This is a genomic window from Streptomyces malachitofuscus (assembly GCF_055571035.1).
Genome location: NZ_JBVIGA010000034.1, coordinates 50,269 through 74,732 on the forward strand (window position 1 = coordinate 50,269; position 24,464 = coordinate 74,732).

General features: G+C 69.7%; 23 protein-coding genes and 1 pseudogene. 10 read left to right on the forward strand and 14 right to left on the reverse strand.

Annotated features, from left to right (window positions below; all coding sequences use genetic code 11):
* Positions 1 to 5: 5 nt before the first annotated feature.
* From ACZ44S_RS35220 to ACZ44S_RS35230, 3 genes are all read right to left on the reverse strand, one after another.
* Positions 6 to 2,228 carry a hypothetical protein gene (locus ACZ44S_RS35220; protein WP_466936748.1) on the reverse strand — a complete coding sequence of 741 codons (2,223 nt, stop codon included), beginning with the start codon at positions 2,226 to 2,228 and terminating at the stop codon, positions 6 to 8.
* Positions 2,225 to 3,103 carry a hypothetical protein gene (locus ACZ44S_RS35225; RefSeq protein WP_466936750.1) on the reverse strand — a complete coding sequence of 293 codons (879 nt, stop codon included), beginning with the start codon at positions 3,101 to 3,103 and terminating at the stop codon, positions 2,225 to 2,227. The genes ACZ44S_RS35220 and ACZ44S_RS35225 overlap by 4 nt, the downstream gene beginning before the upstream one ends.
* Positions 3,104 to 3,429: 326 nt before the next feature.
* Positions 3,430 to 4,170: a Crp/Fnr family transcriptional regulator gene (locus ACZ44S_RS35230; RefSeq protein WP_466936752.1), complete on the reverse strand. Its 741-nt coding sequence runs from the start codon at positions 4,168 to 4,170 to the stop codon at positions 3,430 to 3,432.
* 446 nt (positions 4,171 to 4,616) lie between these two features.
* Here ACZ44S_RS35230 and rpsL point away from each other — a divergent pair, with 446 nt between their 5' ends.
* The 5 genes from rpsL to ACZ44S_RS35255 all read left to right on the forward strand — a co-directional run bounded on the left by rpsL (position 4,617) and on the right by ACZ44S_RS35255 (position 10,102).
* Positions 4,617 to 4,988 (forward strand): 30S ribosomal protein S12, encoded by a 372-nt coding sequence (gene rpsL, locus ACZ44S_RS35235; RefSeq protein WP_003948652.1) that lies wholly within the window; start codon positions 4,617 to 4,619, stop codon positions 4,986 to 4,988.
* Between the two features lie 2 nt (positions 4,989 to 4,990).
* On the forward strand, positions 4,991 to 5,461 hold the full coding sequence (rpsG, locus tag ACZ44S_RS35240; RefSeq protein ID WP_003998848.1) for a 30S ribosomal protein S7: 471 nt from the start codon (positions 4,991 to 4,993) through the stop codon (positions 5,459 to 5,461).
* A gap of 39 nt (positions 5,462 to 5,500) precedes the next feature.
* On the forward strand, positions 5,501 to 7,627 hold the full coding sequence (fusA, locus tag ACZ44S_RS35245) for an elongation factor G (RefSeq protein ID WP_190166807.1): 2,127 nt from the start codon (positions 5,501 to 5,503) through the stop codon (positions 7,625 to 7,627).
* Between the two features lie 170 nt (positions 7,628 to 7,797).
* Entirely contained in the window at positions 7,798 to 8,991 is a 1,194-nt protein-coding gene (gene tuf / locus ACZ44S_RS35250; protein ID WP_190166808.1) for an elongation factor Tu, read from the forward strand.
* A gap of 190 nt (positions 8,992 to 9,181) precedes the next feature.
* Positions 9,182 to 10,102: an RpnC/YadD family protein gene (locus ACZ44S_RS35255; protein WP_466936754.1), complete on the forward strand. Its 921-nt coding sequence runs from the start codon at positions 9,182 to 9,184 to the stop codon at positions 10,100 to 10,102.
* Positions 10,103 to 10,196: 94 nt separating this feature from the next.
* Here the strand turns inward: ACZ44S_RS35255 and ACZ44S_RS35260 are convergent, their stop codons facing one another.
* The 3 genes from ACZ44S_RS35260 to ACZ44S_RS35270 all read right to left on the reverse strand — a co-directional run bounded on the left by ACZ44S_RS35260 (position 10,197) and on the right by ACZ44S_RS35270 (position 13,286).
* Complete coding sequence (locus tag ACZ44S_RS35260) at positions 10,197 to 11,558, reverse strand: carbohydrate-binding protein (RefSeq protein ID WP_466936756.1); 1,362 nt, start codon at positions 11,556 to 11,558, stop codon at positions 10,197 to 10,199.
* 91 nt (positions 11,559 to 11,649) lie between these two features.
* The gene (locus ACZ44S_RS35265) at positions 11,650 to 12,597 is read right to left on the reverse strand and encodes a LysR family transcriptional regulator (protein WP_466936759.1); all 948 of its coding nucleotides are present in this window, start codon (positions 12,595 to 12,597) and stop codon (positions 11,650 to 11,652) included.
* Between the two features lie 98 nt (positions 12,598 to 12,695).
* Positions 12,696 to 13,286: a TetR/AcrR family transcriptional regulator gene (locus tag ACZ44S_RS35270; protein WP_466936761.1), complete on the reverse strand. Its 591-nt coding sequence runs from the start codon at positions 13,284 to 13,286 to the stop codon at positions 12,696 to 12,698.
* Positions 13,287 to 13,428: 142 nt separating this feature from the next.
* On the opposite strand from ACZ44S_RS35270, the gene ACZ44S_RS35275 reads away from it, so the two are divergent.
* The 3 genes from ACZ44S_RS35275 (at position 13,429) to ACZ44S_RS35285 (ending at position 16,625) form a co-directional block, all read left to right on the forward strand.
* Positions 13,429 to 14,445, forward strand: coding sequence for an aldo/keto reductase (locus ACZ44S_RS35275; protein ID WP_466936763.1), 1,017 nt, complete (start codon positions 13,429 to 13,431; stop codon positions 14,443 to 14,445).
* 22 nt (positions 14,446 to 14,467) lie between these two features.
* A complete protein-coding gene (locus ACZ44S_RS35280) occupies positions 14,468 to 15,370 on the forward strand; it encodes an LLM class flavin-dependent oxidoreductase (protein WP_466936765.1) in 903 nt (300 codons plus the stop codon).
* 97 nt (positions 15,371 to 15,467) lie between these two features.
* Positions 15,468 to 16,625 carry an endo-1,4-beta-xylanase gene (locus ACZ44S_RS35285; RefSeq protein ID WP_466936767.1) on the forward strand — a complete coding sequence of 386 codons (1,158 nt, stop codon included), beginning with the start codon at positions 15,468 to 15,470 and terminating at the stop codon, positions 16,623 to 16,625.
* 86 nt (positions 16,626 to 16,711) lie between these two features.
* Here the strand turns inward: ACZ44S_RS35285 and ACZ44S_RS35290 are convergent, their stop codons facing one another.
* Complete coding sequence (locus ACZ44S_RS35290) at positions 16,712 to 17,266, reverse strand: SUKH-4 family immunity protein (RefSeq protein ID WP_466936769.1); 555 nt, start codon at positions 17,264 to 17,266, stop codon at positions 16,712 to 16,714.
* 166 nt (positions 17,267 to 17,432) lie between these two features.
* Positions 17,433 to 17,654, reverse strand: a pseudogene (locus ACZ44S_RS35295) (hypothetical protein); the annotation flags it as partial.
* Between ACZ44S_RS35295 and ACZ44S_RS35300 the strand changes: the two are divergent.
* A complete protein-coding gene (locus ACZ44S_RS35300) occupies positions 17,578 to 17,796 on the forward strand; it encodes a hypothetical protein (RefSeq protein ID WP_466936771.1) in 219 nt (72 codons plus the stop codon). The pseudogene ACZ44S_RS35295 and the gene ACZ44S_RS35300 overlap by 77 nt on opposite strands.
* A 72-nt stretch (positions 17,797 to 17,868) precedes the next feature.
* On the opposite strand, the gene ACZ44S_RS35305 is transcribed toward ACZ44S_RS35300, so the two are convergent.
* The 6 genes from ACZ44S_RS35305 to ACZ44S_RS35330 all read right to left on the reverse strand — a co-directional run bounded on the left by ACZ44S_RS35305 (position 17,869) and on the right by ACZ44S_RS35330 (position 23,009).
* Positions 17,869 to 18,669, reverse strand: coding sequence for an SAM-dependent methyltransferase (locus ACZ44S_RS35305; protein ID WP_466936787.1), 801 nt, complete (start codon positions 18,667 to 18,669; stop codon positions 17,869 to 17,871).
* A 614-nt stretch (positions 18,670 to 19,283) separates the two neighbouring features.
* Positions 19,284 to 20,216, reverse strand: coding sequence for a hypothetical protein (locus ACZ44S_RS35310; protein WP_466936773.1), 933 nt, complete (start codon positions 20,214 to 20,216; stop codon positions 19,284 to 19,286).
* Complete coding sequence (locus tag ACZ44S_RS35315; protein WP_466936775.1) at positions 20,213 to 20,797, reverse strand: DUF6932 family protein; 585 nt, start codon at positions 20,795 to 20,797, stop codon at positions 20,213 to 20,215. The genes ACZ44S_RS35310 and ACZ44S_RS35315 overlap by 4 nt, the downstream gene beginning before the upstream one ends.
* A gap of 39 nt (positions 20,798 to 20,836) precedes the next feature.
* The gene (locus ACZ44S_RS35320; protein ID WP_466936777.1) at positions 20,837 to 21,718 is read right to left on the reverse strand and encodes a helix-turn-helix domain-containing protein; all 882 of its coding nucleotides are present in this window, start codon (positions 21,716 to 21,718) and stop codon (positions 20,837 to 20,839) included.
* Positions 21,719 to 21,959: 241 nt separating this feature from the next.
* Positions 21,960 to 22,412, reverse strand: coding sequence for an ATP-binding protein (locus ACZ44S_RS35325; RefSeq protein ID WP_466936789.1), 453 nt, complete (start codon positions 22,410 to 22,412; stop codon positions 21,960 to 21,962).
* 138 nt (positions 22,413 to 22,550) lie between these two features.
* The gene (locus tag ACZ44S_RS35330) at positions 22,551 to 23,009 is read right to left on the reverse strand and encodes a hypothetical protein (RefSeq protein WP_466936779.1); all 459 of its coding nucleotides are present in this window, start codon (positions 23,007 to 23,009) and stop codon (positions 22,551 to 22,553) included.
* A 498-nt stretch (positions 23,010 to 23,507) separates the two neighbouring features.
* Here ACZ44S_RS35330 and ACZ44S_RS35335 point away from each other — a divergent pair, with 498 nt between their 5' ends.
* The gene (locus ACZ44S_RS35335) at positions 23,508 to 24,389 is read left to right on the forward strand and encodes a helix-turn-helix domain-containing protein (RefSeq protein WP_466936781.1); all 882 of its coding nucleotides are present in this window, start codon (positions 23,508 to 23,510) and stop codon (positions 24,387 to 24,389) included.
* Positions 24,390 to 24,464: the final 75 nt, after the last annotated feature.

Consider the following 24,464-nt stretch of genomic DNA (forward strand, 5'->3'; position numbering starts at 1 on the left):
TTTCGTCAGCGGGGTGGGAGCGTGCTCAGCAGACGGGCTGCCACCTCCGGTGGAGGGTTGCCGTCCTCGCCGGGCATGGTGCGCAGCAGATGGCTCAGCCGCTGGTACTCGGTTTGGGTGGTGACGAGCCTCGGCAGCAGCGAGGCGAGGGCCCACTCGGTGGTCGTGGAGCGGCTCGCCGCGAGCACCCAGTCACGCAGTGAGTCGAGGGCGAGGCGGGTGTACCCGGGGTCCCCGAGGGCTTCCCGCCACAGGCGCGCGATGCCCTCGGCCACGGTCCGGTCGTCGTCGGTGGCGGAGCCGGCGTACCACTGCAGGACCAGCGGGGTGCCGTACCGCTCGTCGCCCTCGGTCCGGCGGCAGGCGTTGACGAAGCCGCCGAGGGAGAGGTCGCGCACGGCCCGTTCGTCGTCGAGGCGGGAGAGCAGGTCGGCGAGGACCTCCGAGGAGGCGGGGGAGAGCAGCAGCAGTTCCACGGCCTCGGCGAGTTCCCGCGCCATCTCCACGTCGAAGTCGTCCGGGTCGCCGAATCGCTTGTACAGCTCGCGGGTGGCGTCGCGCAGCGCGGCGAGCGCCTGCGCCGGCCGTTCCGGCCCGATCAGCGCGTATGCCCGGACCGCCACCCAGCGCAGCCGGCGGTCCTCGGCCGAGGACCAGGCGTCGAGGATGCGCGGGACGTTGGGGGTGCCGATGTGGTGGGCCAGGGTGAGCGAGTTGACCGCGACGAGCCGGTGGCGGAACCGGTTGGACATCGCCCACGGCTCGATGACCAGCGCCATCGCGGACGGCAGGTCGGTACGGGCGAGGACGGCGACGGTGGACGCGGCGCGGGTGCGTACGAGGGGCCGGCCGTCGTCGGCGAGGTGGCGCAGCCAGGCGATCAGAGCCGGCCGGGCCGACGGGTGGCCCGTCCACACCTCCCGCAGCAGCACCAGCGAGGCCCGCTCGTCGTGGAACGCTGCCTTCGTCTGGGTCACCGGGCCCCACTCGGTGTGCTCCTCGTCCTCGTAGCGGCGGGCGCGGGCGAGCTGGAGGCGCTTGCCGATGTGGGTGCCGAAGACGGGGATCTCGGCGGCCAGTGACCGGTTCTGGGTCTGCTGGAGGAAGCCGTAGAGCAGGTCGCCGAGTTCGGCGGTGAGCGCGTACGGGCCGTCGTCGAAGGCGGCGAGCGCGATGAGGAACGCCTTGTCGCGCAGGTGGACGGTGTTCTCGTCCTCCTCGAACCACTCCTGGACCTGGTTCTCCAGCGATACGAGCGAGAAGTCGGCGATCTCCCGCTCGGTGGCCTCGCCCGCGGCGTACCGGCCGAGGAGCTGGGCGAACGCGGCGACCTCGCGCAGCTGGTGGCCGTGGCCGAGGAACTCCTTGACCGCCGGCATGTCCAGCAGGCGTGCCACGACGTCCTCACCGGCGCGGACGCGCAGGTGAGCGGCGAGCACGTCCCCGTTGGCGGGCGGCCGCCAGTCGGCCGCGGACACGTCGTCCTCCAGGACGGCGGTGGGTCCGACGGTGATCACCGCGTACGCGTTCTTCTCGGCGAGCCGGTCCGCGGCGCCGAGCAGATGGGTCTCGCGCAGGGCGTTGCCGCGGCGGGTCTCCAGGTCGCACAGCACATAGCCGCGGGCGGTGACGGTGTCCGTGCCGCCGGCCGTGTCGTCGCGTGCGGTGAAGCGGTCGGCGAGGGAGCCGGGGCCGGTCTCGCGGTCGAGGGCGACCACGGGGTCGGCGCCGAGCCGGTGCAGCAGCATCAGGGCGGCCGTGCGGCGGCCGGTGAAGCGGGCGCCGGACAGCACCAGGACGCGGTCGCGCCGCAGCCGGTCCACGAGGTCGTCGAAGGTGTCGCCGGCGGTGACGAAGGAGGCGGCGAGCCGTTCCAGGGTGCCGCGTGGTATCTCGCCCGAGGCGGAGGCGGCCGTGGACAGCCCGGGGAACGACCAGTGGTGGACCGTCTTGGTGCCCATGACGACGTCGCCGGTGACCCGGCCGCCGGAGACGCCGTGCTGGTCGCCTTCGGTGTAGCCGCCCCCGAACCGGGAGTGCGTGCCGACCTTCATGGTGCGCGGGCTGTGGTCCACCAGGTCGCGCCGGGCCGACCACGCGGTCTGCGGCTGGTCGCGTTCCTGCGACTCCTCGGCGGAGCCGTCTCCGGAAGCCTCGTCGGGGGCGGTCCCGCCCGGTGGGGGAGCGGCGTCGCCGCCGCCGGCGGCCGGGGGTTCCTGTCCGCTCACGGCCGCTCGCCCCGCTCCGTCTTGGTGCCCATGACGACGTCGCCGGTGACCTGGCCTCCGGAGACGCCGTGCTGGTCGCCGGCGACGTAACCGCCGCCGAAGCTCACCGTGCCGCCACTGATGTCGAGAACTGGGCCCGGCGCCGGGGCTCCCCGATGTCCGGCCGGCGCCGGGCGGCTTGGGTGAGGACCGTCCTCCGGGGCGGACGCGGCCGGCGCCGGGCGGTCCCCCGACCCGCCCGGCGCCTCCCCCGCCCCCCGGTCACCGCGGTCCTGGGAATCCCCGCTCCGGTCGGCGGAGCCCGCCGGTACGGGGCCGTGCAGCCACGCCGTCAGCGGGCCGTTCTTGCTGTCCACCGTCACGCGGTGGAACTCGGCGGCCGGGACGCCCGGGTGGTCGTGCCGTACGACACCGGTGTAGACGGAGTCCGAGACGCACAGGGCGAAGTCGTCGGCGCGCTCGCGCAGGGCCGCGCGCAGCAGGGCGGCGTCCAGCAGCCGGCAGGCGTGGTTCAGGTCGGTGCCGACCCAGCCGTCGTGGCGGTCGACGGCCACGTATCCGCCGGCGACGACACCGCGGAGCCGGATCTGCGCGGAGCGGGACGCCATGCGGTTGACGGCCCGCAACTGCTCGGGCACGCCGGTGAGCAGGGCCCGCAGCAGCGCCGTGACCGGGGCGTTGGCGTCGATCAGCTCCATCACGGAGTCCCCGCGGTCGGCCCGCATGCGCAGGGTCTCGTCGATGCCGGCGGTCTCCAGTGCGCGGTCGGTGACGTCGTAGAGCATGCGCCGCAGGTACGCCTGTTCGACGTCGTCCCGGTCGCTGAACCTCTCGATGTCCAGCAACAGGATCGTGCGGCTCACGGGGTCGGTCATGGTCGCCCTTCGAGACGGTGGGGTGGCCGTGCAGGGCAGCAGAGTGGCGGGAGCGGGGCGTGGGGCGTGAGGGCGTATGACCCATTGGAAGTGTGAACGTGTGCACAGAACGGGGGTGCTGGTGCGGGTGCCGGTGCTGGGCGGGGGTGGGCGCGCAGCCCGGCGATTGCGGGGTGCCTCCCCCACTCTCGGCTTCTCCCCCACTCTCGGCTCCGCTCGAGCGGGAGGTGCCCCCATGAGCGGGGGGACCCCCATCGCCCACCCGCGCCGCCCTGGGGGTGCCTCCCAGGCCTTTAGGGCACTGGGGGAGGCGCGACTGCCCGTGGTTATCGCGTGCGTGGGGACGGGATGCCGGGGGTCGGCTGGTCGGCGGCGATGCGGCGGAGGATGCCGGGGCGGAGGATCAGCAGGGTGCGGCGGCCGGTCGAGACGGCCTCCTTCTCGCGCAGTTCGCGCAGCAGACGCTGGACCATCTCCCGCGACGCGCCGACCGAGCCCGCGAGTTCCTGCTTGCTGAGCGGAACGGCGAGCTCGATGCCCTCGGCGGTACGGCGGCCGTGGCTGCGGGCCAGATCCAGCAGGAGCACCGCGAAGCGCTGGCGGACGCTCATCGACGCGAACTCCAGGCGCCGCCGGTCGGCCGCCCGGGTGCGGTCGGCCGTGAGGCCGAGGAGGGCGAAGGACACCGCGGGGGAGTGGCCCAGGAAGTCCTTGAAGCGCCCGTGCTCCACGGCCACCGCCCGCACCGGCTCCAGCGCGGTCACCGTCGCCGACCGGGGACGCCCGGTCAGCGCCGCCGACTCGCCGACGACGTCCCCGGCACCGCGTAGGGCGAGCAGCGCCTCGTAGCCGTTGGCCGCCGCGGCCGTGACCTTCGTCCAGCCCTGCACCAGGAACAGGACGTGCGAGGAGGGCTCGCGCTGGTGCAGCAGGACGACCCGGGGAGCGAAGCGCAATTCGCGGCCGAGCGCGAGCAGCGCGGTCCGTTCCTGGCTCTCCAGGCGGGCCAGGAACGGCACCCGGTCCTCCAGACCGACGTCCTCCGGTCCGTGCGACGCCGATGTCATCAGGCTGAACCCCCCGTTCGTCTGCGGCGGACGGATCAAAGTACTGACCGCCGACCGTGTAAAGGGCGCGATCCGGCCAACATGGGATATCGGCCACGGATCGGCCACGGACCGGCCGGGGAGCGGCTACGCACGGCGAGGGGGCCCGTACGGAGGGGATCGTGAGGGTGGTGGGGCGAAGCGGGAGAAGTCCGGCGTGTCGGGCCGCGCTCCATTTGTTTTGACCGGAGTCCGTGAGCTAGGTACGCTCAGACCTTGTGCCTGGGGTGTGCCCTGGCCTTCGTGCGTGCCATCACACCGCACCGGGGGCTGAGAAACGGCCACCGCCATTCAGCGCCCTCTTCTGCCTCGCGGTGGGAGTCCGCCGGATGCGACACACCCGACCGCGTGGGTCGGAGATGTTCCAGGTTAGCTGTACCCATCGGCACACAGAAACCGGAGAAGTAGTGCCTACGATCCAGCAGCTGGTCCGCAAGGGCCGGCAGGACAAGGTCGAGAAGAACAAGACGCCCGCACTCGAGGGTTCCCCTCAGCGCCGTGGCGTCTGCACGCGTGTGTTCACGACCACCCCGAAGAAGCCGAACTCGGCCCTGCGTAAGGTCGCGCGTGTGCGTCTGACCAGCGGGATCGAGGTCACCGCCTACATTCCGGGTGAGGGACACAACCTGCAGGAGCACTCCATCGTGCTCGTGCGCGGCGGCCGTGTGAAGGACCTGCCGGGTGTTCGTTACAAGATCATCCGTGGCTCGCTCGACACCCAGGGTGTCAAGAACCGCAAGCAGGCTCGCAGCCGTTACGGCGCCAAGAAGGAGAAGTAAGAATGCCTCGTAAGGGCCCCGCCCCGAAGCGCCCGGTCATCATCGACCCGGTCTACGGTTCTCCTCTGGTGACCTCCCTGATCAACAAGGTGCTGCTGAACGGCAAGCGCTCCACCGCCGAGCGCATCGTCTACGGCGCCATGGAGGGCCTGCGCGAGAAGACCGGCAACGACCCGGTCATCACGCTGAAGCGCGCTCTCGAGAACATCAAGCCGACCCTCGAGGTCAAGTCCCGCCGTGTCGGTGGCGCCACCTACCAGGTGCCGGTCGAGGTCAAGCCCGGCCGCGCCAACACCCTGGCGCTGCGCTGGCTGGTCGGTTACTCCCGCGCCCGTCGCGAGAAGACCATGACCGAGCGTCTGCTCAACGAGCTCCTCGACGCCAGCAACGGCCTCGGTGCCGCTGTGAAGAAGCGCGAGGACACGCACAAGATGGCCGAGTCCAACAAGGCCTTCGCGCACTACCGCTGGTAGTCGCAGTCCACATCGAGACCGAGAGAAGACTGAAGCCTTATGGCTACCACTTCGCTTGACCTGGCCAGGGTCCGCAACATCGGGATCATGGCCCACATCGACGCGGGCAAGACGACCACCACCGAGCGGATCCTGTTCTACACCGGCGTCTCGTACAAGATCGGTGAGGTCCACGACGGCGCTGCCACCATGGACTGGATGGAGCAGGAGCAGGAGCGTGGCATCACGATCACCTCTGCTGCCACCACCTGCCACTGGCCGCTGGAAGACGTCGACCACACCATCAACATCATCGACACGCCGGGCCACGTCGACTTCACCGTCGAGGTGGAGCGTTCCCTGCGCGTACTCGACGGTGCCGTGACGGTGTTCGACGGCGTCGCCGGCGTCGAGCCCCAGTCCGAGACGGTGTGGCGTCAGGCGGACCGCTACGGCGTTCCGCGTATCTGCTTCGTCAACAAGCTCGACCGTACCGGTGCCGAGTTCCACCGCTGTGTCGACATGATCAGCGACCGCCTCGGTGCGCAGCCGCTGGTCATGCAGCTCCCGATCGGTGCCGAGGCCGACTTCAAGGGCGTCGTCGACCTGGTGACGATGAAGGCCTTCGTGTGGTCCGCCGAGGCGGCCAAGGGCGAGATGTACGACGTCGTCGACATCCCGGCCACGCACACCGAGGCTGCCGAGGAGTACCGCGGCAAGCTGCTCGAGGCCGTCGCCGAGAACGACGAGGAGCTGATGGAGCTGTACCTGGAGGGCACCGAGCCCTCCGTGGAGCAGCTCTACGCGGCGATCCGTCGTATCACCATCGCGTCGGGCAAGAGCGACAGCACCACCGTCACCCCCGTCTTCTGCGGCACCGCGTTCAAGAACAAGGGCGTGCAGCCCCTGCTCGACGCGGTCGTGCGCTACCTTCCCTCCCCGCTCGACGTCGAGGCCATCGAGGGCCACGACCCGAAGGACGCGGAGAAGGTCGTCGCGCGCAAGCCGTCGGACGAGGAGCCCCTCGCGGCGCTGGCGTTCAAGATCATGAGCGACCCGCACCTCGGCAAGCTCACCTTCGTCCGCGTGTACTCCGGCCGTCTGGAGTCCGGCACCCAGGTGCTGAACTCCGTGAAGGGCAAGAAGGAGCGCATCGGCAAGATCTACCGCATGCACGCCAACAAGCGTGAGGAGATCGAGTCGGTGGGCGCCGGTGACATCGTCGCCGTCATGGGTCTGAAGCAGACCACCACCGGTGAGACGCTGTCCGACGACAAGAGCCCGGTCATCCTGGAGTCCATGGACTTCCCGGCGCCGGTCATCCAGGTCGCGATCGAGCCCAAGTCGAAGGGCGACCAGGAGAAGCTCGGCGTCGCGATCCAGCGCCTGGCCGAGGAGGACCCGTCGTTCCAGGTCCACTCGGACGAGGAGACCGGCCAGACCATCATCGGCGGTATGGGCGAGCTGCACCTCGAGGTGCTGGTCGACCGTATGCGCCGTGAGTTCAAGGTCGAGGCCAACGTCGGCAAGCCCCAGGTCGCCTACCGTGAGACGATTCGCAAGACCGTCGAGCGCGTGGACTACACCCACAAGAAGCAGACCGGTGGTACCGGTCAGTTCGCCAAGGTGCAGATCGCGATCGAGCCGATCGAGGGCGGCGACGCCTCGTACGAGTTCGTGAACAAGGTGACCGGTGGCCGTATCCCGAAGGAGTACATCCCTTCGGTGGACGCCGGTGCCCAGGAGGCCATGCAGTTCGGCATCCTGGCCGGCTACGAGATGACGGGCGTCCGCGTCACGCTCATCGACGGCGGCTACCACGAGGTCGACTCCTCCGAGCTCGCGTTCAAGATCGCCGGTTCGCAGGCCTTCAAGGAGGCCGCGCGCAAGGCTTCGCCCGTGCTCCTGGAGCCGATGATGGCCGTCGAGGTCACCACGCCCGAGGACTACATGGGTGAGGTCATCGGCGACATCAACTCCCGCCGTGGCCAGATCCAGGCCATGGAGGAGCGGGCGGGTGCCCGCGTCGTGAAGGGTCTCGTGCCCCTCTCGGAGATGTTCGGCTACGTCGGCGACCTGCGCAGCAAGACGTCCGGCCGTGCCAGCTACTCCATGCAGTTCGACTCCTACGCCGAGGTTCCGCGGAACGTCGCCGAGGAGATCATCGCGAAGGCCAAGGGCGAGTAAGGGACTCCGTTTAACGGACCCCATGTCCACGCTTTAGGCTTGACCCCGGAGCCTGCAAGTGGGCATTCCGCCGCCAACCCGGCGGAATGCCCCGGGCCCGGGTTTCCCAGCAAAGATCACCTGGCGCCGATGAAGTAAGGCGTACAGAACCACTCCACAGGAGGACCCCAGTGGCGAAGGCGAAGTTCGAGCGGACTAAGCCGCACGTCAACATCGGCACCATCGGTCACATCGACCACGGTAAGACGACCCTCACGGCCGCCATTACCAAGGTGCTGCACGACGCGTACCCGGACCTGAACGAGGCCTCGGCCTTCGACCAGATCGACAAGGCTCCCGAGGAGCGCCAGCGCGGTATCACCATCTCCATCGCGCACGTCGAGTACCAGACGGAGACGCGTCACTACGCCCACGTCGACTGCCCCGGTCACGCGGACTACATCAAGAACATGATCACGGGTGCGGCGCAGATGGACGGCGCCATCCTCGTGGTCGCCGCGACCGACGGCCCGATGCCGCAGACCAAGGAGCACGTGCTCCTGGCCCGCCAGGTCGGCGTTCCGTACATCGTCGTCGCCCTGAACAAGGCCGACATGGTGGACGACGAGGAGATCCTGGAGCTCGTCGAGCTCGAGGTGCGTGAGCTCCTCTCCGAGTACGAGTTCCCGGGCGACGACGTTCCGGTCGTCAAGGTCTCCGCTCTGAAGGCCCTCGAGGGCGACAAGGAGTGGGGCAACTCGGTCCTCGAGCTGATGAAGGCCGTGGACGAGTCCATCCCGGAGCCCGAGCGTGACGTCGACAAGCCGTTCCTGATGCCGATCGAGGACGTCTTCACGATCACCGGTCGTGGCACCGTCGTCACCGGTCGTATCGAGCGCGGTATCCTCAAGGTCAACGAGACCGTCGACATCATCGGCATCAAGACCGAGAAGACCACCACCACGGTCACCGGTATCGAGATGTTCCGCAAGCTGCTCGACGAGGGCCAGGCCGGTGAGAACGTCGGTCTGCTGCTCCGCGGCATCAAGCGCGAGGACGTCGAGCGCGGCCAGGTCATCATCAAGCCGGGCTCGGTCACCCCGCACACCGAGTTCGAGGCCCAGGCCTACATCCTGTCGAAGGACGAGGGTGGCCGCCACACCCCGTTCTTCAACAACTACCGCCCGCAGTTCTACTTCCGTACGACGGACGTGACCGGCGTCGTGACCCTCCCCGAGGGCACCGAGATGGTCATGCCGGGTGACAACACCGAGATGAAGGTGGAGCTCATCCAGCCCGTCGCCATGGAGGAGGGCCTCAAGTTCGCCATCCGTGAGGGTGGCCGGACCGTGGGCGCCGGCCAGGTCACCAAGATCAACAAGTGAGCTTGCTGATCTGACCTGGTAGCTCCTGCTGCGAGCACCTGAGAGGGCCCGCACGACTTCGGTCGTGCGGGTCCTTTCGCTTGCACGATGCCCCGAGGGCGTCAATGTGACGCCAGGGCGGGTCCCTCGGTCGCGTGAACGGGGCCGCATATCCATGTGGCGTATGCCCATGCGCCCGTAGGTTCGCCCCATGGTCAGCTCATCCCATGAGGCCCTGCACCGGATCTTCCAGCAGGATCCGGGCCTCTTCGCCCGCGCCGCCAGACACCTCGGCGTCGCCTTCCCCCCACCCGTCTCCACCGTCGAACTCTCCACGGACCTCACGGAGACGCAGCCGCTGGAACGCAGGGTGGACACGCTCCTGCAGATGGACACCGAGGACGGCAGTTTCCTCTTGGCCGTCGAGTCGCAGAGCCAGCCCGCCGCGGGCAAGCCTGCCAGCTGGGCCTACTACCTCGCCTACGCCTACGCCAAGTACCGCATTCCGCCGGTACTCCTCGTCGTCTGCCCGGACCGGGGGACGGCCGAGTGGGCGGCCCGGCAGGTCGACATCGGCCCACGGCAGTGGTCCTCGCTCACTCTGCGCCCTCTCGTCCTGGGACCCGACGACGTGCCGGTGATCGACAGCCCCGACGAAGCCGCTCGCGACATCCCGCTCACGGTCCTGTCCGCGGCGCTGCACCGCCGTGACCCGGGCGCCGATGCCATACTGAACGCGCTGGCCAAGGCACTCAAGGGCGTGTCGGCCGACGACGAGAACACCGCAACCACCTTCATCGAACTCACGGAACAGGGCCTCGGTACGACGCAGGCCGCGGAATTGTGGAGGCATCTCATGGCCGTCGACCTGTCGTTCTTCCAGTCGCAGACCGCTCAGCAACTCCGGGAGGAGGGCCGGGCGGAGGGCCGGGCGGAGGGCCGGGCGAAGGACCTTCTGCTCCTGCTGGGGCATCGGGGTGTCGAGGTGTCGGATCAGGACCGGGAGCGCATTGTCGGTTGTGGTGATCCCGATGTGCTGGGCCTGTGGTTCAGGAGGGCCCTCACGGCCACATCGACGGCGGAGGTCTTCGAGTCGGCCAGCGGACAGCGCGATGCCGGTGTGGCCGACTGACGCTTCTGGCTCATGACGACAACCGGCCCCGGGCGCGCCGTCGCAGCGCGCCCGGGGCCGGTTCCGGTCCCCCGTCGGGAGGGTCAGTCAGAAGTCACGCGCGCTGCCACAGTGCCGGGACGTTCGGGGGTTCCCAGCCGGGCTGGGCCTGGTGGCCCTGGAGGCAGCGGTAGGTGGCGCCGCCGTAGGTGACCGTGTCGCCCGCCTGGTAGACGGTGCCCGCGGACCACGTGCCGCCGGGCTCCTCCTCCCCGGGCGGCTCCTCGTCGTCGCCGGTCGTCCTCAGGGTGAGGCCGTAGTTCTGGAGCAGCGGGTTGATCGGCTGGAAGAAGGTCGTGCCGCCGCTGCTGCAGTTGCCCGAGCCGCCCGAGGTGACGCCCTGCGCCTGGCTGCCGGAGATGTACGACCCGCCTGAGTCACCCGGCTCGGCACACACCGTCGTCTGGGTCACGCCGCTGATGGTGCCCTCGGGGTAGGTCACGCTGGTGTTCAGAACCTGGATCGTGCCGCAGTGCCAGCCGGTGGTGGAGCCGGAGCGGCAGACCGAGGCACCGACCGGGGCCTGGGTGGAGCCGGTGACCTCGACGTTCTGGCCGTTCCGGTTCACGTAGGGAGTCGCCCGCCACTGGGAGTTGGTGGCCACCCACGCCATGTCGCGGCCCGGGAAGACCGAGCCCTGGAAGGTGCCCTGGGCCACCCGGTTGTGGCCGCTGGTGCTGTTGCCGGCCCGGCCGCAGTGGCCGGCCGTGGCGTAGCCCTGCTGGGTGCCCTTGGTGATGGGGAAGCCGATCGAGCAGCGGCCGCTGTTGTTGATGTAGTACGCCTCGCCGCCCCGCAGGTCGTACAGCGGGCGGGGCCGGTCGCCCGACGTCTCGATCCGGGTGAGGGAGCGGTCGACACCGGCCGCCGCCAGGAACGCGCGGGCGGCGGCGGGGCGTACGGCCCGCACGGTGACCGTGTTGGTGCGGACGTCGACGTACCAGACGGGGGCGTCGGTGGTGTCGTGCCGCTGAGCCGCCCGGTCAAGGCGGGACTTGACCGCGTCCAGGCCGGCCAAGGAGTGGCGTACGACCGTGGCCCGCGCGCCCTGCGCCTCGATGGCCGGTACGTCACCGGCGTCCGTCGTCGCCACGGTCAGCGTGCCCGACTCGGCGCCGCGCACCCAGGCGCCCGCGAAGTCGGCGCCCAGCGCCGCGCGGAGGCGGCCGGCGGTGGCGCCCGCCTCCGCCTCGTTGACCAGGCGCCGCTCCGCCTGCGCGCGGTCCAGGCCGAGGTCGCGTTCCATGGCTGTGAGGAGGGCGGGCGGGGTGGCGTCCGTGCGCAGGGTCTCGGCGGGGGTCGGACCGGCCGGTCCCGCGCTCGCGGAGCCGCTGAGCCCGGCCACGAGCAGGGCGGCCGTCGCCGCGACGGCGGCGCCCACGGCTCTGGTGCGTCGGGGGAGGTGTCGGTGGAGCATGGGGCATCTCCTCGGTTCGGTGGGGAGGTGCCGAAACCGTAGGGAGGGCCGGCCGGACGCCATAAGCCGTCGGCCGGCCCCCTCCCCGGTGTTATGGAACGGGCTGGGCGGCGAGCCACTCCCGGTAGCTGGCGCTGCGGGCCGCCACGCCCGCGTGGGCCAGCCGGGCCTGGGCGAGCACCGTGGCCGCGGTCTCCGCCCGCTGCGTCACCCGGTGCCAGCCCAGCAGATGCCGCCAGGTCAGCGGCGTACCCGTGAGCGGCCGGGTGATGATCCCGGGCGTGTCCGGGAAGGTCGCCCGGCACAGCCCGACGGCCCGGCCGACCTGCACCAGATGGACCAGCGACGCGGTGTCCGTCTCGTACATCCGGCGCGGGGTGAAGCCGGACCGGGCGCAGGCCGCCGTGAAGCAGTCCCCGAAGCAGCCGTCGCCCGGTACGCAGGCCCATTCCGCAGCGGCCAGCTCGGCCAGACCGACCTCGCCGGGACGGGCGAGCGCGTGCCCTTGCGGGACCATGACGAACACCGGGTCGACCGCGACCTCCTGCCAGACCAGGCCCTCCGCGCCGGGCGGCGAGGCCGAACCGCACGTCCCCGCCAGGGCGAAGTCCAGCCGTCCCTCGGTCAGTAGCCCGGCCAGCTCTCGCTCGGACCAGGAGGTGCAGGTGGTCACCCGGGCGTCGGGCGTCACGTCCGCCAGCCGGTCGACCACGGCGCCGAGCAGCGGGCCGTGCGTGCCGCCCAGCCGGAAGCACGCTGTCGCGCGGGAGGTGCGGGCGAACCGGGCCGCCTCCTGCTGCAGCTCGGTCACCGCGGGCAGCACGACCCGGCTGCGCTCCAGCACCAGTTCACCCAGCGCGGTGGCCCGTACCCCGCGTCGGCCGCGCTCGAACAGCTCGCCGCCCAGGGCGCGTTCGATGCGCTTGAGCTGTGCGCTCAGCGCGGGCTGCGCGAGCCCCAGGTCGGTCGCCGCCCGGGTGAGGCTGCCCGCGTCCGCGATCGCCCGGATCGTCTTGAGATGCCGCAACTCCAGCTCCATGAGGGGAGCTTGCGGCGTGGGAGGGGCAGGGGCAAGGGTTTGGTACGGACCTGCTCCCTACGGACCTGCTCTCTACGGACCTGCCTCCCACCCGGTCGTCAGCGCGGGCGGCGCAAGCCGTCGACGAGGACACCGGCCAGCCGGCGCGCGTCGTAGTCGGGGTCGCTCTCCGCGCCGATGCACAGGTTCCCCACGCCCCGCATGAGGGTGAGGGCGTCGATGTCGTCGCGGATCTCGCCGGCGGCGGCCGAGGCCTCGAGCAGCCGGGCGCAGACGGGCAGGAGGCGATCGAGGAAGTAGGCGTGCAGCGCCTCGAAGCCGGAGTGGTCGGAGCGCAGGACGGCGGCGAGGCCGTGCTTGGTGACCAGGAAGTCGACGAAGAGGTCGATCCACTGCCGCAGGGCGGCGTGCGGGGTCACGGCGGTGGCGAGGAGGGCCGGACCGGCCTCGGCGCAGGCTTCGACCTGGTGCCGGTAGACGGCGATGATCAGGTCCGCCCGGGTCGGGAAGTGGCGGTAGAGGGTGCCCAGGCCGACGCCGGCCCGGGAGGCGATGTCGCGCACCGGTGCGTCCACGCCCGACGTGACGAAGACCGCGGCGGCCGCCTCCAGCAGCGTCTCCTTGTTGCGCCGGGCGTCCTTCCGCCGGGTCGGGGCCGCGGGCCCGTTGCCCTCGTCGCTCTGGTTCACCGCGTTGTTCCTCCAGCTCTCGCGCGCTCCCGCATGGTCTCACGCATGCCCGCGCCCACCCCAGCTTGCGAAGCGGAACACTGTTCCGTATTGTCGACGGCGTACCGGAACAATGTTCCGTTTCTTTTCGAGGAGACACGTCATGCAGTACCGCACCCTTGGCCGGACCGGCGTACAGGTCAGCTCCCTCGCGCTCGGCGCGATGAACTTCGGCGCGATCGGCAACACCACCCAGGACGAGGCCACGGCCCTCGTCGACCTGGCCCTGGAGGCCGGTGTCAACGTCATCGACACCGCCGACTGGTACAGCGAGGGACAGTCGGAGGAGATGGTCGGCAAGGCCATCGCCGGCCGCCGTGATGACATCGTGCTGGCCACGAAGGCCACCATGCCGATGGGGGAGCGCAACCGGCAGGGCGGTTCGCGCCGCTGGCTGTTCACCGCGCTGGAGGACAGCCTGCGCCGGCTCGGCGTCGACCACGTCGACCTCTACCAGATGCACCGCTGGGACCCGGCCACCAGCGACGAGGAGACCCTGTCGGCCCTGACCGACCTCCAGCGCGCCGGGAAGATCCGCTACTTCGGCTCCTCCACCTTCCCCGCGTACCGCATCGTGCAGGCGCAGTGGGCCGCCCGTGAGCTGCGGCTGAGCCGCTACGTCACCGAGCAGCCCAGCTACTCGATCCTGCAGCGCGGCATCGAGGCGCACGTCCTGCCCGTCACCCAGGAGTACGGTCTCGGCGTGCTCGCGTGGAGTCCGCTGGCCTCCGGCTGGCTGTCGGGCGCGGTCCGCAGGGGCCGGGACGTCACCACCCACCGCTCGACCGTCCTGCCGGAGCGCTTCGACCCCTCGGTCCCCGCCAACCAGGCCCGGCTCGACGCCGTCGAGGCGCTGGCCGCGGTCGCCGACGAGGCCGGTCTGACGATGATCCAGCTGGCGCTCGGCTTCGTGACCGCGCACCCGGGCGTGACCAGCGCGCTCATCGGTCCGCGCACGCCGGACCACCTGCGGGCGCAGCTCGCCGCCGCGGACACCGTGCTCCCCGCCGACGTGCTCGACGCGATCGACGGGATCGTGGCGCCCGGCGTCGACCTGGCCGCGCACGAGAAGTTCGACACGCCGCCCGCGCTGCTCGACGCGTCACTGCGCCGGCGCTGACCGTCCGGAGGTTCTCCAGCCCATGACGACCACACCCCGACCGCGTTTCGGGATCATGACCGCCCCCACGCAGGTCGCCTACCGCGACATCCTGCGCGTCTGGCGCGAGGCGGACACCGTCCCGGAGATCGAGCACGCCTGGCTGTTCGACCACCTGATGCCCATCTTCGGCGACCCGCAGGGTCCGACGTACGAGGGGTGGACACTGCTCTCGGCCCTCGCGGCACAGACCCGGCGGCTGCGGCTGGGCGTGATGGTGACCAGCAACCGGTTCCGGCCGCCGGCGCTGCTCGCCAAGATCGCGACGACCGTCGACATCGTCTCCGACGGGCGCCTCGACCTCGGCATCGGCGTCGGCTCCCGGCCGAACCCGCCCCAGGCCTGGCGCGAGTACCCGGCGCACGGCCTGCCCTTCCAGCCCCCGGCGCAGGCGGTGGAGAGCCTCGCCGAGGCCTGCACGGTGATCAAGCGGCTGTGGACCGAGGAGGAACCCTTCGACTTCCACGGCACCCACCACCACCTCACCGGGGCCTTCGGCAGCCCGAAGCCCGTGCAGCGGCCCCACCCGCCGCTCCTCGTCGGCGGCCGCTCCGCGGCGACGCTGCGCGTGGTCGCCGAGCACGCGGACCTGTGGAACATCCCGGGCGGCGACATCGACGACGTGGTCCGCCGCAGCGCCCTGCTGGACCGTTACTGCGCGGACATCGGCCGCGACCCGGCCTCCATCGTCCGCTCGATCCACCTGCCCGTCGACTACGACCGGCCTGCAGAAACGATCGTGGCGATCCGCGAGGCGATCGACGCGGGTTTCGGGCACATAGTCCTCGGGCTGGGGGCGCCGTATCCCGTGGGCGTGGCGCGGTGGGTCGCCGACGAACTCATCCGCACCTCTCAGAAGAAGAACGATCGCGTGCACGGGTATTGACGCACCGCTCGACCGAACCGTACGGTCCGCCCATCCCTAATGTTTCGGAATTGATTTCGAAACATTCGAGAACGACGATGGGAATGAGACTCCCCGCATGAGATCCATTCGTTTCGCCACCGTGGCCGTCGCCACCGCCGCCCTGACCCTGCCGTTGACGGCGGGCAGCGCCACCGCCGACCCGGCGGACGGCCGGAAGGCCGCACCGCACTCCCACGCCACGTTCGACCGGCTGCGTGCGGCCGCTCCCGAGGGCTTCGTCGTGGGCACCGCCGTGGCCGGCGGTGGCCACCACCTGGAACAGGACTACCCCGACCCCTTCACGCACGACAGGGAGTACCGGAAGATCCTGGGACGCCAGTTCAGCTCGGTCTCCCCCGAGAACCAGATGAAGTGGGAGTACATCCACCCCGAGCAGGACCGCTACGACTTCGGCCAGGCCGACGCCATCGTCGAGTTCGCCAAGCGGAACAAGCAGGTCGTGCGCGGCCACACGCTGCTGTGGCACAGCCAGAACCCGGCGTGGCTGGAGGAGGGCGACTTCTCCAAGGAGGAGCTGCGTACCATCCTGCGCGAGCACATCACCACCGTCGTCGGCCGCTACGCCGGCAAGATCCAGCAGTGGGACGTCGCCAACGAGATCTTCGACGACCAGGGCAATCTGCGGACCCAGGACAACATCTGGATCCGCGAACTCGGTCCGGACATCGTCGCCGACGCCTTCCGCTGGGCCCACGAGGCCGACCCGAAGGCCAAGCTGTTCTTCAACGACTACAACGTCGAGAGCGTCAACGCCAAGAGCGACGCCTACTACGCCCTCGTCCAGGACCTGCTGGAACAGGGCGTGCCCGTGGACGGCTTCTCGGTGCAGGGACACCTGAGCACGCGCTACGGCTTCCCGGGCGACCTGGAGGACAACCTGCGCCGGTTCGACGCGCTCGGCCTGGAGACCGCCATCACCGAGCTGGACGTCCGCATGGACCTGCCGGAGAGCGGGGTGCCCACCAAGGCGCAGGAGCGGCAGCAGGCCGACTACTACCAGCGGATGCTGGATGCCTGCCTGGCCGTCGACGGCTGCAACTCGTTCACCATCTGGGGCTTCACCGACAAGTACTCCTGGGTGCCGGTGTTCTTCGAGGGCGAGGGCTTCGCCACCGTCATGACCGACGACTTCAAGCGCAAGCCCGCCTTCCACGCCCTGCGGGACACGCTGAAGCAGGCGGCCCGGGAGGAGGACTGCAAGAAGCACCGGTAGAACCGGCATCCGCCCCCGGCCCGGCAGCACGTCACCGTCCGGGGGCGGCCCCGTGCTCCGGGCCCGCGGGTCTCACACCTTGCGGCTCACCAGATGCCTTCGGCGACCTCGTCGAGGACGAGGGCCCACTGTGACTGTTCGTCCTCGAAGGGAAGGGGATCGAAGGCCTCGATCCGCGTACGCAACCGGTCCAGCCGCTCGTCGACGCCGTCCGCGTCGTCGTCCGCATCCTGCTCGAACCGCTGGAAGAGCAGCAGGGCGTGGACGAGGGACTCGACGTCGCGGTGCAGCTGCGTGTAGGCGTCCAGGGGCTCGCCCTCCCCGAACGCGTACACCTCTCCGTTCTCCGGGTCGAGGGCGAGGAGCGAGGCGGCGAAGTGGGCCAGCACCAGCCAGGTGCGGCACTCCTCCGGCAGGCTGCCGTCCTCGGGTCCGAACCACTCCGCCAGGTCGACCGACTCCTCCTGACCGACGGCGGCCTTCGACATGAAGTACGTAGCGTCCGGAAGGCCCACCCCGCTGAGGAAGTCCGCCGTGCGGGAGTCGAGACGGTTGCCCGGGCCGTCGTGGCGGGGGAAGTACACGACACCGGTCAGGCCGAACGCGCTGACCAGTTCGTCTGGGGAGACTGCGAAACGCATGGGGTACCTTCGTGCTTCGTCGCGGACGGGGCCGATGCTGTCGGCCGTGTGACTCCTGGAGCTCCTTCATGTAGCGCTGGTGCTCCATGTCCCGGCGGTGCCGCGGGACCGTCTGGTCGTAGTCGTTCGTGTGGTGGACCGTCCTCGCCTCGGGGAAGTGCCGGTCCAGCCAGCGGTCACAGCTGGGTTTGAGCTGGCAGGGTTCCCGCTCCGTGAAGATTTCCTTGAGGCCCGACTGATTCCCGTTGTGCAGCAGCGGATAGCCGATGGAACGTTCGAAGTGCATGCTCTTCTCGCTGTAGCCGACGAGGATGCTTTCCCCCCGTCCGTCCGGGTCGTACGACCGGACGGCCTCTCGCGGTCGGCAACGACGCCGAGCGCACCTCACCGGCCCCGTGCCGGTGTTCTTCGAGGGCGAGGGCTTCGCCACCGTCATGACCGACGACTTCAAGCGCAAGCCCGCCTTCCACGCCCTGCGGGACACGCTGAAGCAGGCGGCCCGGGAGGAGGACTGCGAGAAGCACCGGTAGAACCGGCATCCGCCCCCGGCCCGGCAGCACGTCACCGTCCGGGGGCGGCCCCGTCCTCCTGGCCCGCGGGTCTCACACCTTGCGGGCCACCGCCACATAGGCCCCGCTGTGGACGCCCTCCTGCCCGGGAACGGGTTCTCCCAGCCCCGGGTGCCACTCCTCGGCCGCCACGATGCCGGGAGCGACGATCTCCAGCCCCTCGAAGAACCGGGCGAACCGCTCCCTGCCGCGCATGTCCATGGTGAGCCCGCCCGCCCGGTAGAGGTCGATCACCTTCCGCGAGGCCTCCTCCGGGTGGAAGTCCGGGGTCAGATGGGACATGACCAGATAACTGCCCGGCGCCAGCGACTCCTTGAGCCGGTCCACCAGCTCGTACGCCCCGTCCTCGTCGCCGATGAAGTGCAGCAGCGCGATCAGGGACAGCGCGACCGGCCGCTCCAGGTCCAGCGTCTTGCGGGCGCGCTCGACGATGACGTCGGTGTCCCGCGCGTCCGCCTGCACGTAGTCGACGGCCCCCTCCGGGGTGCCCCGCAGCAGCGCCTCGGCGTGGACGAGCACGATCGGGTCGTTGTCGCAGTACACGACCCGCGCGTCGGGGGCGATCTCCTGAGCCACCTGGTGCAGGTTCGGCTCCGTCGGGATACCGGTGCCGATGTCGAGGAACTGGCGCACGCCCTGCCCGGACAGCCAGCGGGTGGCACGGTGCATGAAGGCCCGGTTCATCCGCGCCATGACGGGGATGCCCGGTGCGAACGCCACGAGGTTCCGCCCCAGCTCCTCGTCCACCGGATAGTTGTCCTTGCCGCCGAGGAACCAGTCGTACGTCCGCGCGGGATGCGGCCTGCTGGTGTCGATCCCTCCAGCGGCCTCCATCCGGGAATCCCGCTGCTCCACCCTGATCCTCCTTGCTCCGTAAGCGAGTTACTCCGAGTCGTACCCGGGGCCCACGATATCCACGGCACCCGTCCGGGACGACGCACGGGAAGCCTCACGCCATGCCGGGGCTTCTACCGCACCCGACGCATGTGCGGTTCCGCAGGTGCGATGGGCCAGCGGAAGTGGTCGACCAGGCGCCGCTATCTGAGCGGCAAGGGCTGGCGGGCGGAACGTGACCTGCCGGGCGCCGAATTGTGGGAGCGGTACGTCGAGACGGATCCTGACGCGCCGTACGAGGTCCTCGTGCCAGCCGAGCGGCGTTCGGGACTTTCCGGGTCGGATCGCCGACATTTTGGAGACCCTCGCCGTGATCGAGTCGCGTCGCCCGGGGGAGATCCTGCGGGAGATGCGGCTGCCTCCGTCGGACTGGCAGCTCCTGACCCCGAGGCCGCCCGGCCCCTCCGGCACGGCTCCGTTGCTGGATCTGGTCTCGGCGCTGGGTGGGCTGAGGGAACTGCACACCGCGGCCGCGTCGTCGGCGCTGACCCCGCAGGCGGTGCAGCCCGCGCAGAAGCCACAGGCGGTGAAGAACCGTGTGCGCAGAGGCCCGGTCAGGGGTCGAGTGGCAACGGCACCTGCTCCGCAGCCTGTCCCAGGTACGTGTACTCCGTGGCCCGCGCGATGCCGACGGCGTCCAGGCGCTGCCTGAACCGGACCCGGAAGTGCACGTTGTCTCCGAGGCCGGGACGCATGCGGAACAGGATTTCGGGTTCTTCGAAGTGGACGTCGTAGGCGGGAGCGTTCTTGGCCGTGCCCGTTTTCACCTTGACCCAGCCGCTCTCCCGCAGTTCCGTGATGCGGCCGGAAATGGTCATCTCCTGATCGCGGGACCGGGTCTCGCGGAGACGGTCGACATACCGCCGACCGCGTTCGCCGAGCCGGGCGCTGCGCACGCCGCCGTCCGCGTCGTACCAGGTCACGTCCAGTTCCAGGGCGTACTTGTCCAGCGCGCGGGCCACGGTGTCCACGGAGTCGAAGAGCCGGGACCACTCGCGGACGTCTTCCTCGGACTCCAGAGCGTCCAGGAGCCTGGTGAAGGTCTGCATGCCGGTGCTGGTGGCGGAGGTGGTGGGAGCCTCCAGGACCGGATCGACCGGCCCGTACGCTGCGGCGACGGGGCGGGCGTGGATCACGGTGCTGCCCGCCGAGATGCCGGTGAGCTCCAGTTGGACCGGGGTCCCGGCGGCAGCTGAGACAGCCTTCTCCACAGGATCGAGAAGAGCGTCACCCCACTGGAAGCGCAGGGCTCCACCCTCAGCGTCCGGCCCGGTGAGCCGGAGGCGGAGTTCCTCGTCGAGGCGGGCGTTCGGCTCGTAAGCCCGTGCGGCGGCCAGCCGGCTCGCCCGGTGATCGGCCTCCACCTCGTCGTCGTCCCGGCCCTCCGTACCCATCTCCTCCAACAGCCGTCGCGCGTGCGCTGCGGCGTTGGGATCGTCTCCGAGCAGGGTGCGCCTGCGCTCGCGCCAGCTGTCGCCGGTCGTCACAGTCGCACCTCCAGGTATCCACGTGCCGGGACGGCACTGGCCTCAGAGGGCGAGCGATCCGCCTGGTCGGGTAGCCGACAGCGCTGCCACCAGTCGTCCCACACCCCTCTTTGCATGAAGTATGTCCGTTCCTCGGCGGTCATGTGCTCAGGCCGGAAGACGTGGCCGACCGGTTGGTATCCCACCCTGACCGGCGAGACCCCGTACTTCCGTCTGATGCTGTCCCAGCTCTTGAAGGCATCGGTCAACCACTTGGAGCCCGGTCTGCCGCGTACGGCCCGCTCGGCCCGGACGTCGATCAGGAGGGTGGCGTCGATGTTTCCTGGATCGAGCTTCGTGCTGACGAAGCTGCCGCCGAGCCACAGGCTGTGGACGAGGGTGAGTCCATCGAGAGCGTCCGCGTACGTGTCCTCGAGGGTGAGGAAGCGATCGAGGTAGCCGTGCAGGCCGTCCCACAGGGTGGCACGCGTGCTGGAGTCCGCGAACTCCGGTGCACTGACCAGCAGGGACTCCGCGTCGTCGAAGGAGACCGAGAAGCGGCCCGGTGGGGGATAACCGGAAGCGGTGAAGGAAGGCAGCACGTGAGTCCTGAGGGAGGCGCGGAACCGTTGCGGTCGAGGTTAGAGCGGGTGGGGGTTCGTTGTACGGCAGTCGCGGCAGAGCGCTTCGGATGCAGGGGCGCGGAAGGCGTGGTCGCAGCCGTCGCAGTTGCGCAGGGGGTGGACCACGGGCGGGGCCGGGGTTGGTGCGCGGTACGGGGCTTGTGGGGGGAGTTGTGCGGTGAGGCGGTGGGCGAGAAGGGCGGCGGGACGGCGCAGGGGCTGGTCGGGGAGGTCGGTGGTGAGGGCGTGGCGTACGGCGGTGGGGGTGGCGTCGCGTTCGAGCCAGGCGATGACTCCGGGGGCGAGGTGCTCGGTGTCGGTGGCGGAGAGCAGGAGGCGGGGGTCGTGGCGGCGGAGGGTGGTGAGGAGGTCGGTGGCCTGCTGGTGGAGTGCGGTGGTTGCGGCGCGGGTGGGCTGAGGGACGGCGGGGAGGGCCTTGCGGGGGCGCGGCTGGGGCGTGCGTTCCCTGGGCGGCCGTGGCTCGGGTGCGGGGCAGCTGGTGTCGGCCGGCTCGCGCCGGTGGCCCGGTTGGTTGCAGGAGATCGTGCGGGTGACGATGCGCCCGGTGGGGGTGCGGACGCGTTCGCGGCGGAGGTAGCCGTGGGCTTCGAGTTCCCGCAGGGCGGCGGCGATGCGGGTGCTGCCTTCCTTGAAGCGGGCGGCGAGGCTCTTGATGTCGGCGGGGGTGCCGGTGGGGAGCGACTGGATGTGGCAGCCGAGGCCGATGGCGAGGAGCGAGAGCTCCTTGTGCTGGGTGAGGTGGTTGCCGATCACCACGAAGCGGGTGGTGTGGCGGGTGTTGTCGTGGATGACGCCGCCGGTGTGGTGACGCGATCGGGTCGGATTGGCGTCGGCGGCTGACTGGGCGCGCGGGGGCGCGCTAGGCTTTTGGGTATCCATCGGGAAGGCTCGACTTCCTTGGTGGTCAGGCCCTCGCACTGGGATTGCCGTCCCGGCGGGGGCCGAAGTTTTTTTCGGTTGTGTGCGCCGAGCGTAGAGGCGTCGGGGGTCCGAAAATCCAGCTGAGCCGGTGATGTTCACCCGCCCGAGTGATCGCGTGCCTCGGGCGGGAGGGGTGGGGCTTGGTGGGGTGCTTTCCCCTCAAGTTCTTGCTTGGTAGGGCGCCGACGGCACCGGAGCTTCAGATCCCGGGTTCCGGTGCCGTAAGGCGTAGTTCGGCCCAGACGGTCTTGCGCGGAAAGCGGTCCTCGGACACGCCCCAGCGGTCCGCGAGCGCGTCCACGAGGAGCAGACCGCGGCCCGACTCGGTGTCGGGGGAGGGCGGTTGGAGCTCGGGCAGGCGTTCGCCCCGCGTGTCGGTGACCTCGATACGGAGTGTGTGGTCCACCACGTAGAAATCAAGACGGAAGTCCCGGCCCGGGACGCGACCGTGGGTGACGGCGTTGGCCGCCAGTTCGGCCACGACGTGGCGTGCGGCGTCCGAGTCGTATCCCCAGCTGCGGAGTTGGGCGTCCGCGAGGAGGCGGGCGAGGCGGGCACTGCGCGGGGTGGCGGACAGCAGCACGCTGAAGTGGGGGAAGGGGCTGGTCGGTTGGGCCGTGATGCCGGCGGTTTCCTGATGCACGGCATTCAGAGTGATGGCTCGCATTCGTCGCCATGCGTGATTACAGAGGCGCGTACCGTCACGGTCGGTGATGTGTCCGAGGTTGTCGGCATTGTCGGCTCGTACTGCGCCGGGACTCCCTCCCTGCTCAGGGAGGGAGTCCTGACGTCAGTGTTTGGGAACCTGGATGCTGACGTACCAGCGAACGGACTCCTCCGTCACCACGGTGAAGTGGAGCTTTCGCGCCGAAGTCAGGTTCATCTGGTTCGCGGTCTTCTCCACTTCCAAGCCGGAACACCCCAGGGAGAATCCTCCGATGCCTTCGAGGGAGAGTTTTAGATCAACCGGCTTCGAGCGTGACATGCAGTTCACCTTGATCCAGGATTCTCCCTTCGGCAGTTCGATCGTGCCGAATTGCTGGACACCGCGATGAGGGCCCTCGGAGAGGATTTCCTTGTAGTCGGCGTCCACCTCGGGGGCGGTCAGCGGTTCCTGGGGAGGCGGCGCGACGCTCGACGGAGTCGGGTCCGGAACGGTGGGCTTGTCCGAGCCGTCCTCGCCCGTGCAGGAGGTCAGCAACCCGCACAGGACGGCCGCTGTGGCGAAGGCCGCACGACTGGATCGCATCAAGAACTCGTTTCCCAGAACTTGAACCCGACGGTCGTGGCAACGACTGCGAATGCGGTGCGCTTCATCCTTTCCCCCAAGTAGGACTCGTGAGCCCGGAGGTTGGTCAATCCGCCCGGCCTATCGGTCGTGATCACATCATGCTTTGATTGGCATCGGGGGGTATCTGCTCGTCACGTTATTCATTCGTTATCGCTTGGGTTTCTTTTGAGCTTTCGCGAGAGGCGCATTGATGATCCTGCTTTCCTTGCCATGGGAGGGTAATTCAATTCAATAGTGAAGTAGCTTGAGGGGTGCTCTCCCGCTGGGATGGAGTGCGTAAAAGTATGAATTATTAGCTTCTCTCACTGGTGGGTCTGTCGCGATCTAGCGTGAGTGGTGGCGGATCTCCCTGCGTGTGGTGACTGTCCGTTGGTTGTCCGGTGCTGTCCGGGCTGTCGGGGTGGTTGGTACGGGTAGGGCGCCGCGGTACGGCGCGGGACGACGGAGGGGTGCGGCATGACGGCGGTGGACGGTGAGGCGGTACGGCTCAAGGGCGAGGCGGACGAGCCCGGGTGGGAGGTGGACCCGGACGACGAGTGGGGCGTCGCCGTCATCACCACGGTGGGACGGCAGTTGAAGCTGCGGCGCGAGGCGGCGGGGATGCGGGCCGGCCAGTTCGGGGCGGCGATCGGGTACGGGGAGGACCTTGTCTACAAGGTCGAGGGCGGGAAGCGGATCCCTCAGCGGGAGTATCTGGACCGGGCCGACGAGGTGTTGGGGGCGGGTGGACTGCTCTCGGCGGCGTGGGAGGACGTGAAGAAGGTCCGGTATCCGAAGAGCGTGCGGGCGCTGGCGGAGCTGGAGGCCAAGGCGGTCGAGCTGGGTGTGTACGTCGGGCTCAGCATCCATGGGTTGTTGCAGACACCGGAGCATGCGCGAGCCTTGTTCGAGGTGTCCCAGTCCGCCTACTCGGAAGAGGAGTTGGATGAGTTGGTGGCCGCGCGTATGGCACGCAAATCGATTTTCGAGCGGAGCCCCGCACCGATGCTCAGCTTCGTCCAGGAAGAGGTGGCGCTGCGCCGACGGGTTGGAGGCACAATGGTGTGGCGTCAGCAACTCGAACACCTGCTGGAGTTGGCACAGCGACGCAACGTCACCCTCCAGGTGATGCCGACGAGCGCGGGGGAGCACCCTGGGCTGAGCGGCAAGATCGAGGTGCTGAAGTTCGGGGACGGTACGGCGGTAGGTCGCTCCGATGGGGCGTTGAACGGTCGCCCGACCTCTGAACTGAAGCAACTCCGCATCCTTGAGCTGCGGTACAGCACTATTCGGGCTCAGGCTCTCTGCCCGAGGGAGTCTGTGGCCTTCATCGAGCAACTGCTGGGAGAATCCCAATGACATTGTCAAGCGGGGGCGGTGACGTCCCGTGAGGGCGTCATGCCGCTGCGGCACTGGTCCTGGGCATGGCTGTCT

Excerpts from the sequence above, each read along its gene's own strand:
- ACZ44S_RS35225 (WP_466936750.1), bottom strand. The coding sequence starts at position 3,103 with ATGACCGACCCCGTGAGCCGCACGATCCTGTTGCTGGACATCGAGAGG.
- ACZ44S_RS35230 (WP_466936752.1), bottom strand. The coding sequence starts at position 4,170 with ATGACATCGGCGTCGCACGGACCGGAGGACGTCGGTCTGGAGGACCGG.
- rpsG (WP_003998848.1), top strand. The coding sequence starts at position 4,991 with ATGCCTCGTAAGGGCCCCGCCCCGAAGCGCCCGGTCATCATCGACCCG.
- fusA (WP_190166807.1), top strand. The coding sequence starts at position 5,501 with ATGGCTACCACTTCGCTTGACCTGGCCAGGGTCCGCAACATCGGGATC.
- ACZ44S_RS35255 (WP_466936754.1), top strand. The coding sequence starts at position 9,182 with ATGGTCAGCTCATCCCATGAGGCCCTGCACCGGATCTTCCAGCAGGAT.
- ACZ44S_RS35260 (WP_466936756.1), bottom strand. The coding sequence starts at position 11,558 with ATGCTCCACCGACACCTCCCCCGACGCACCAGAGCCGTGGGCGCCGCC.
- ACZ44S_RS35265 (WP_466936759.1), bottom strand. The coding sequence starts at position 12,597 with ATGGAGCTGGAGTTGCGGCATCTCAAGACGATCCGGGCGATCGCGGAC.
- ACZ44S_RS35275 (WP_466936763.1), top strand. The coding sequence starts at position 13,429 with ATGCAGTACCGCACCCTTGGCCGGACCGGCGTACAGGTCAGCTCCCTC.
- ACZ44S_RS35280 (WP_466936765.1), top strand. The coding sequence starts at position 14,468 with ATGACGACCACACCCCGACCGCGTTTCGGGATCATGACCGCCCCCACG.
- ACZ44S_RS35285 (WP_466936767.1), top strand. The coding sequence starts at position 15,468 with ATGAGATCCATTCGTTTCGCCACCGTGGCCGTCGCCACCGCCGCCCTG.
- ACZ44S_RS35290 (WP_466936769.1), bottom strand. The coding sequence starts at position 17,266 with ATGCGTTTCGCAGTCTCCCCAGACGAACTGGTCAGCGCGTTCGGCCTG.
- ACZ44S_RS35300 (WP_466936771.1), top strand. The coding sequence starts at position 17,578 with ATGCTTTCCCCCCGTCCGTCCGGGTCGTACGACCGGACGGCCTCTCGC.
- ACZ44S_RS35305 (WP_466936787.1), bottom strand. The coding sequence starts at position 18,669 with ATGGAGGCCGCTGGAGGGATCGACACCAGCAGGCCGCATCCCGCGCGG.
- ACZ44S_RS35320 (WP_466936777.1), bottom strand. The coding sequence starts at position 21,718 with ATGGATACCCAAAAGCCTAGCGCGCCCCCGCGCGCCCAGTCAGCCGCC.
- ACZ44S_RS35330 (WP_466936779.1), bottom strand. The coding sequence starts at position 23,009 with ATGCGATCCAGTCGTGCGGCCTTCGCCACAGCGGCCGTCCTGTGCGGG.
- ACZ44S_RS35335 (WP_466936781.1), top strand. The coding sequence starts at position 23,508 with ATGACGGCGGTGGACGGTGAGGCGGTACGGCTCAAGGGCGAGGCGGAC.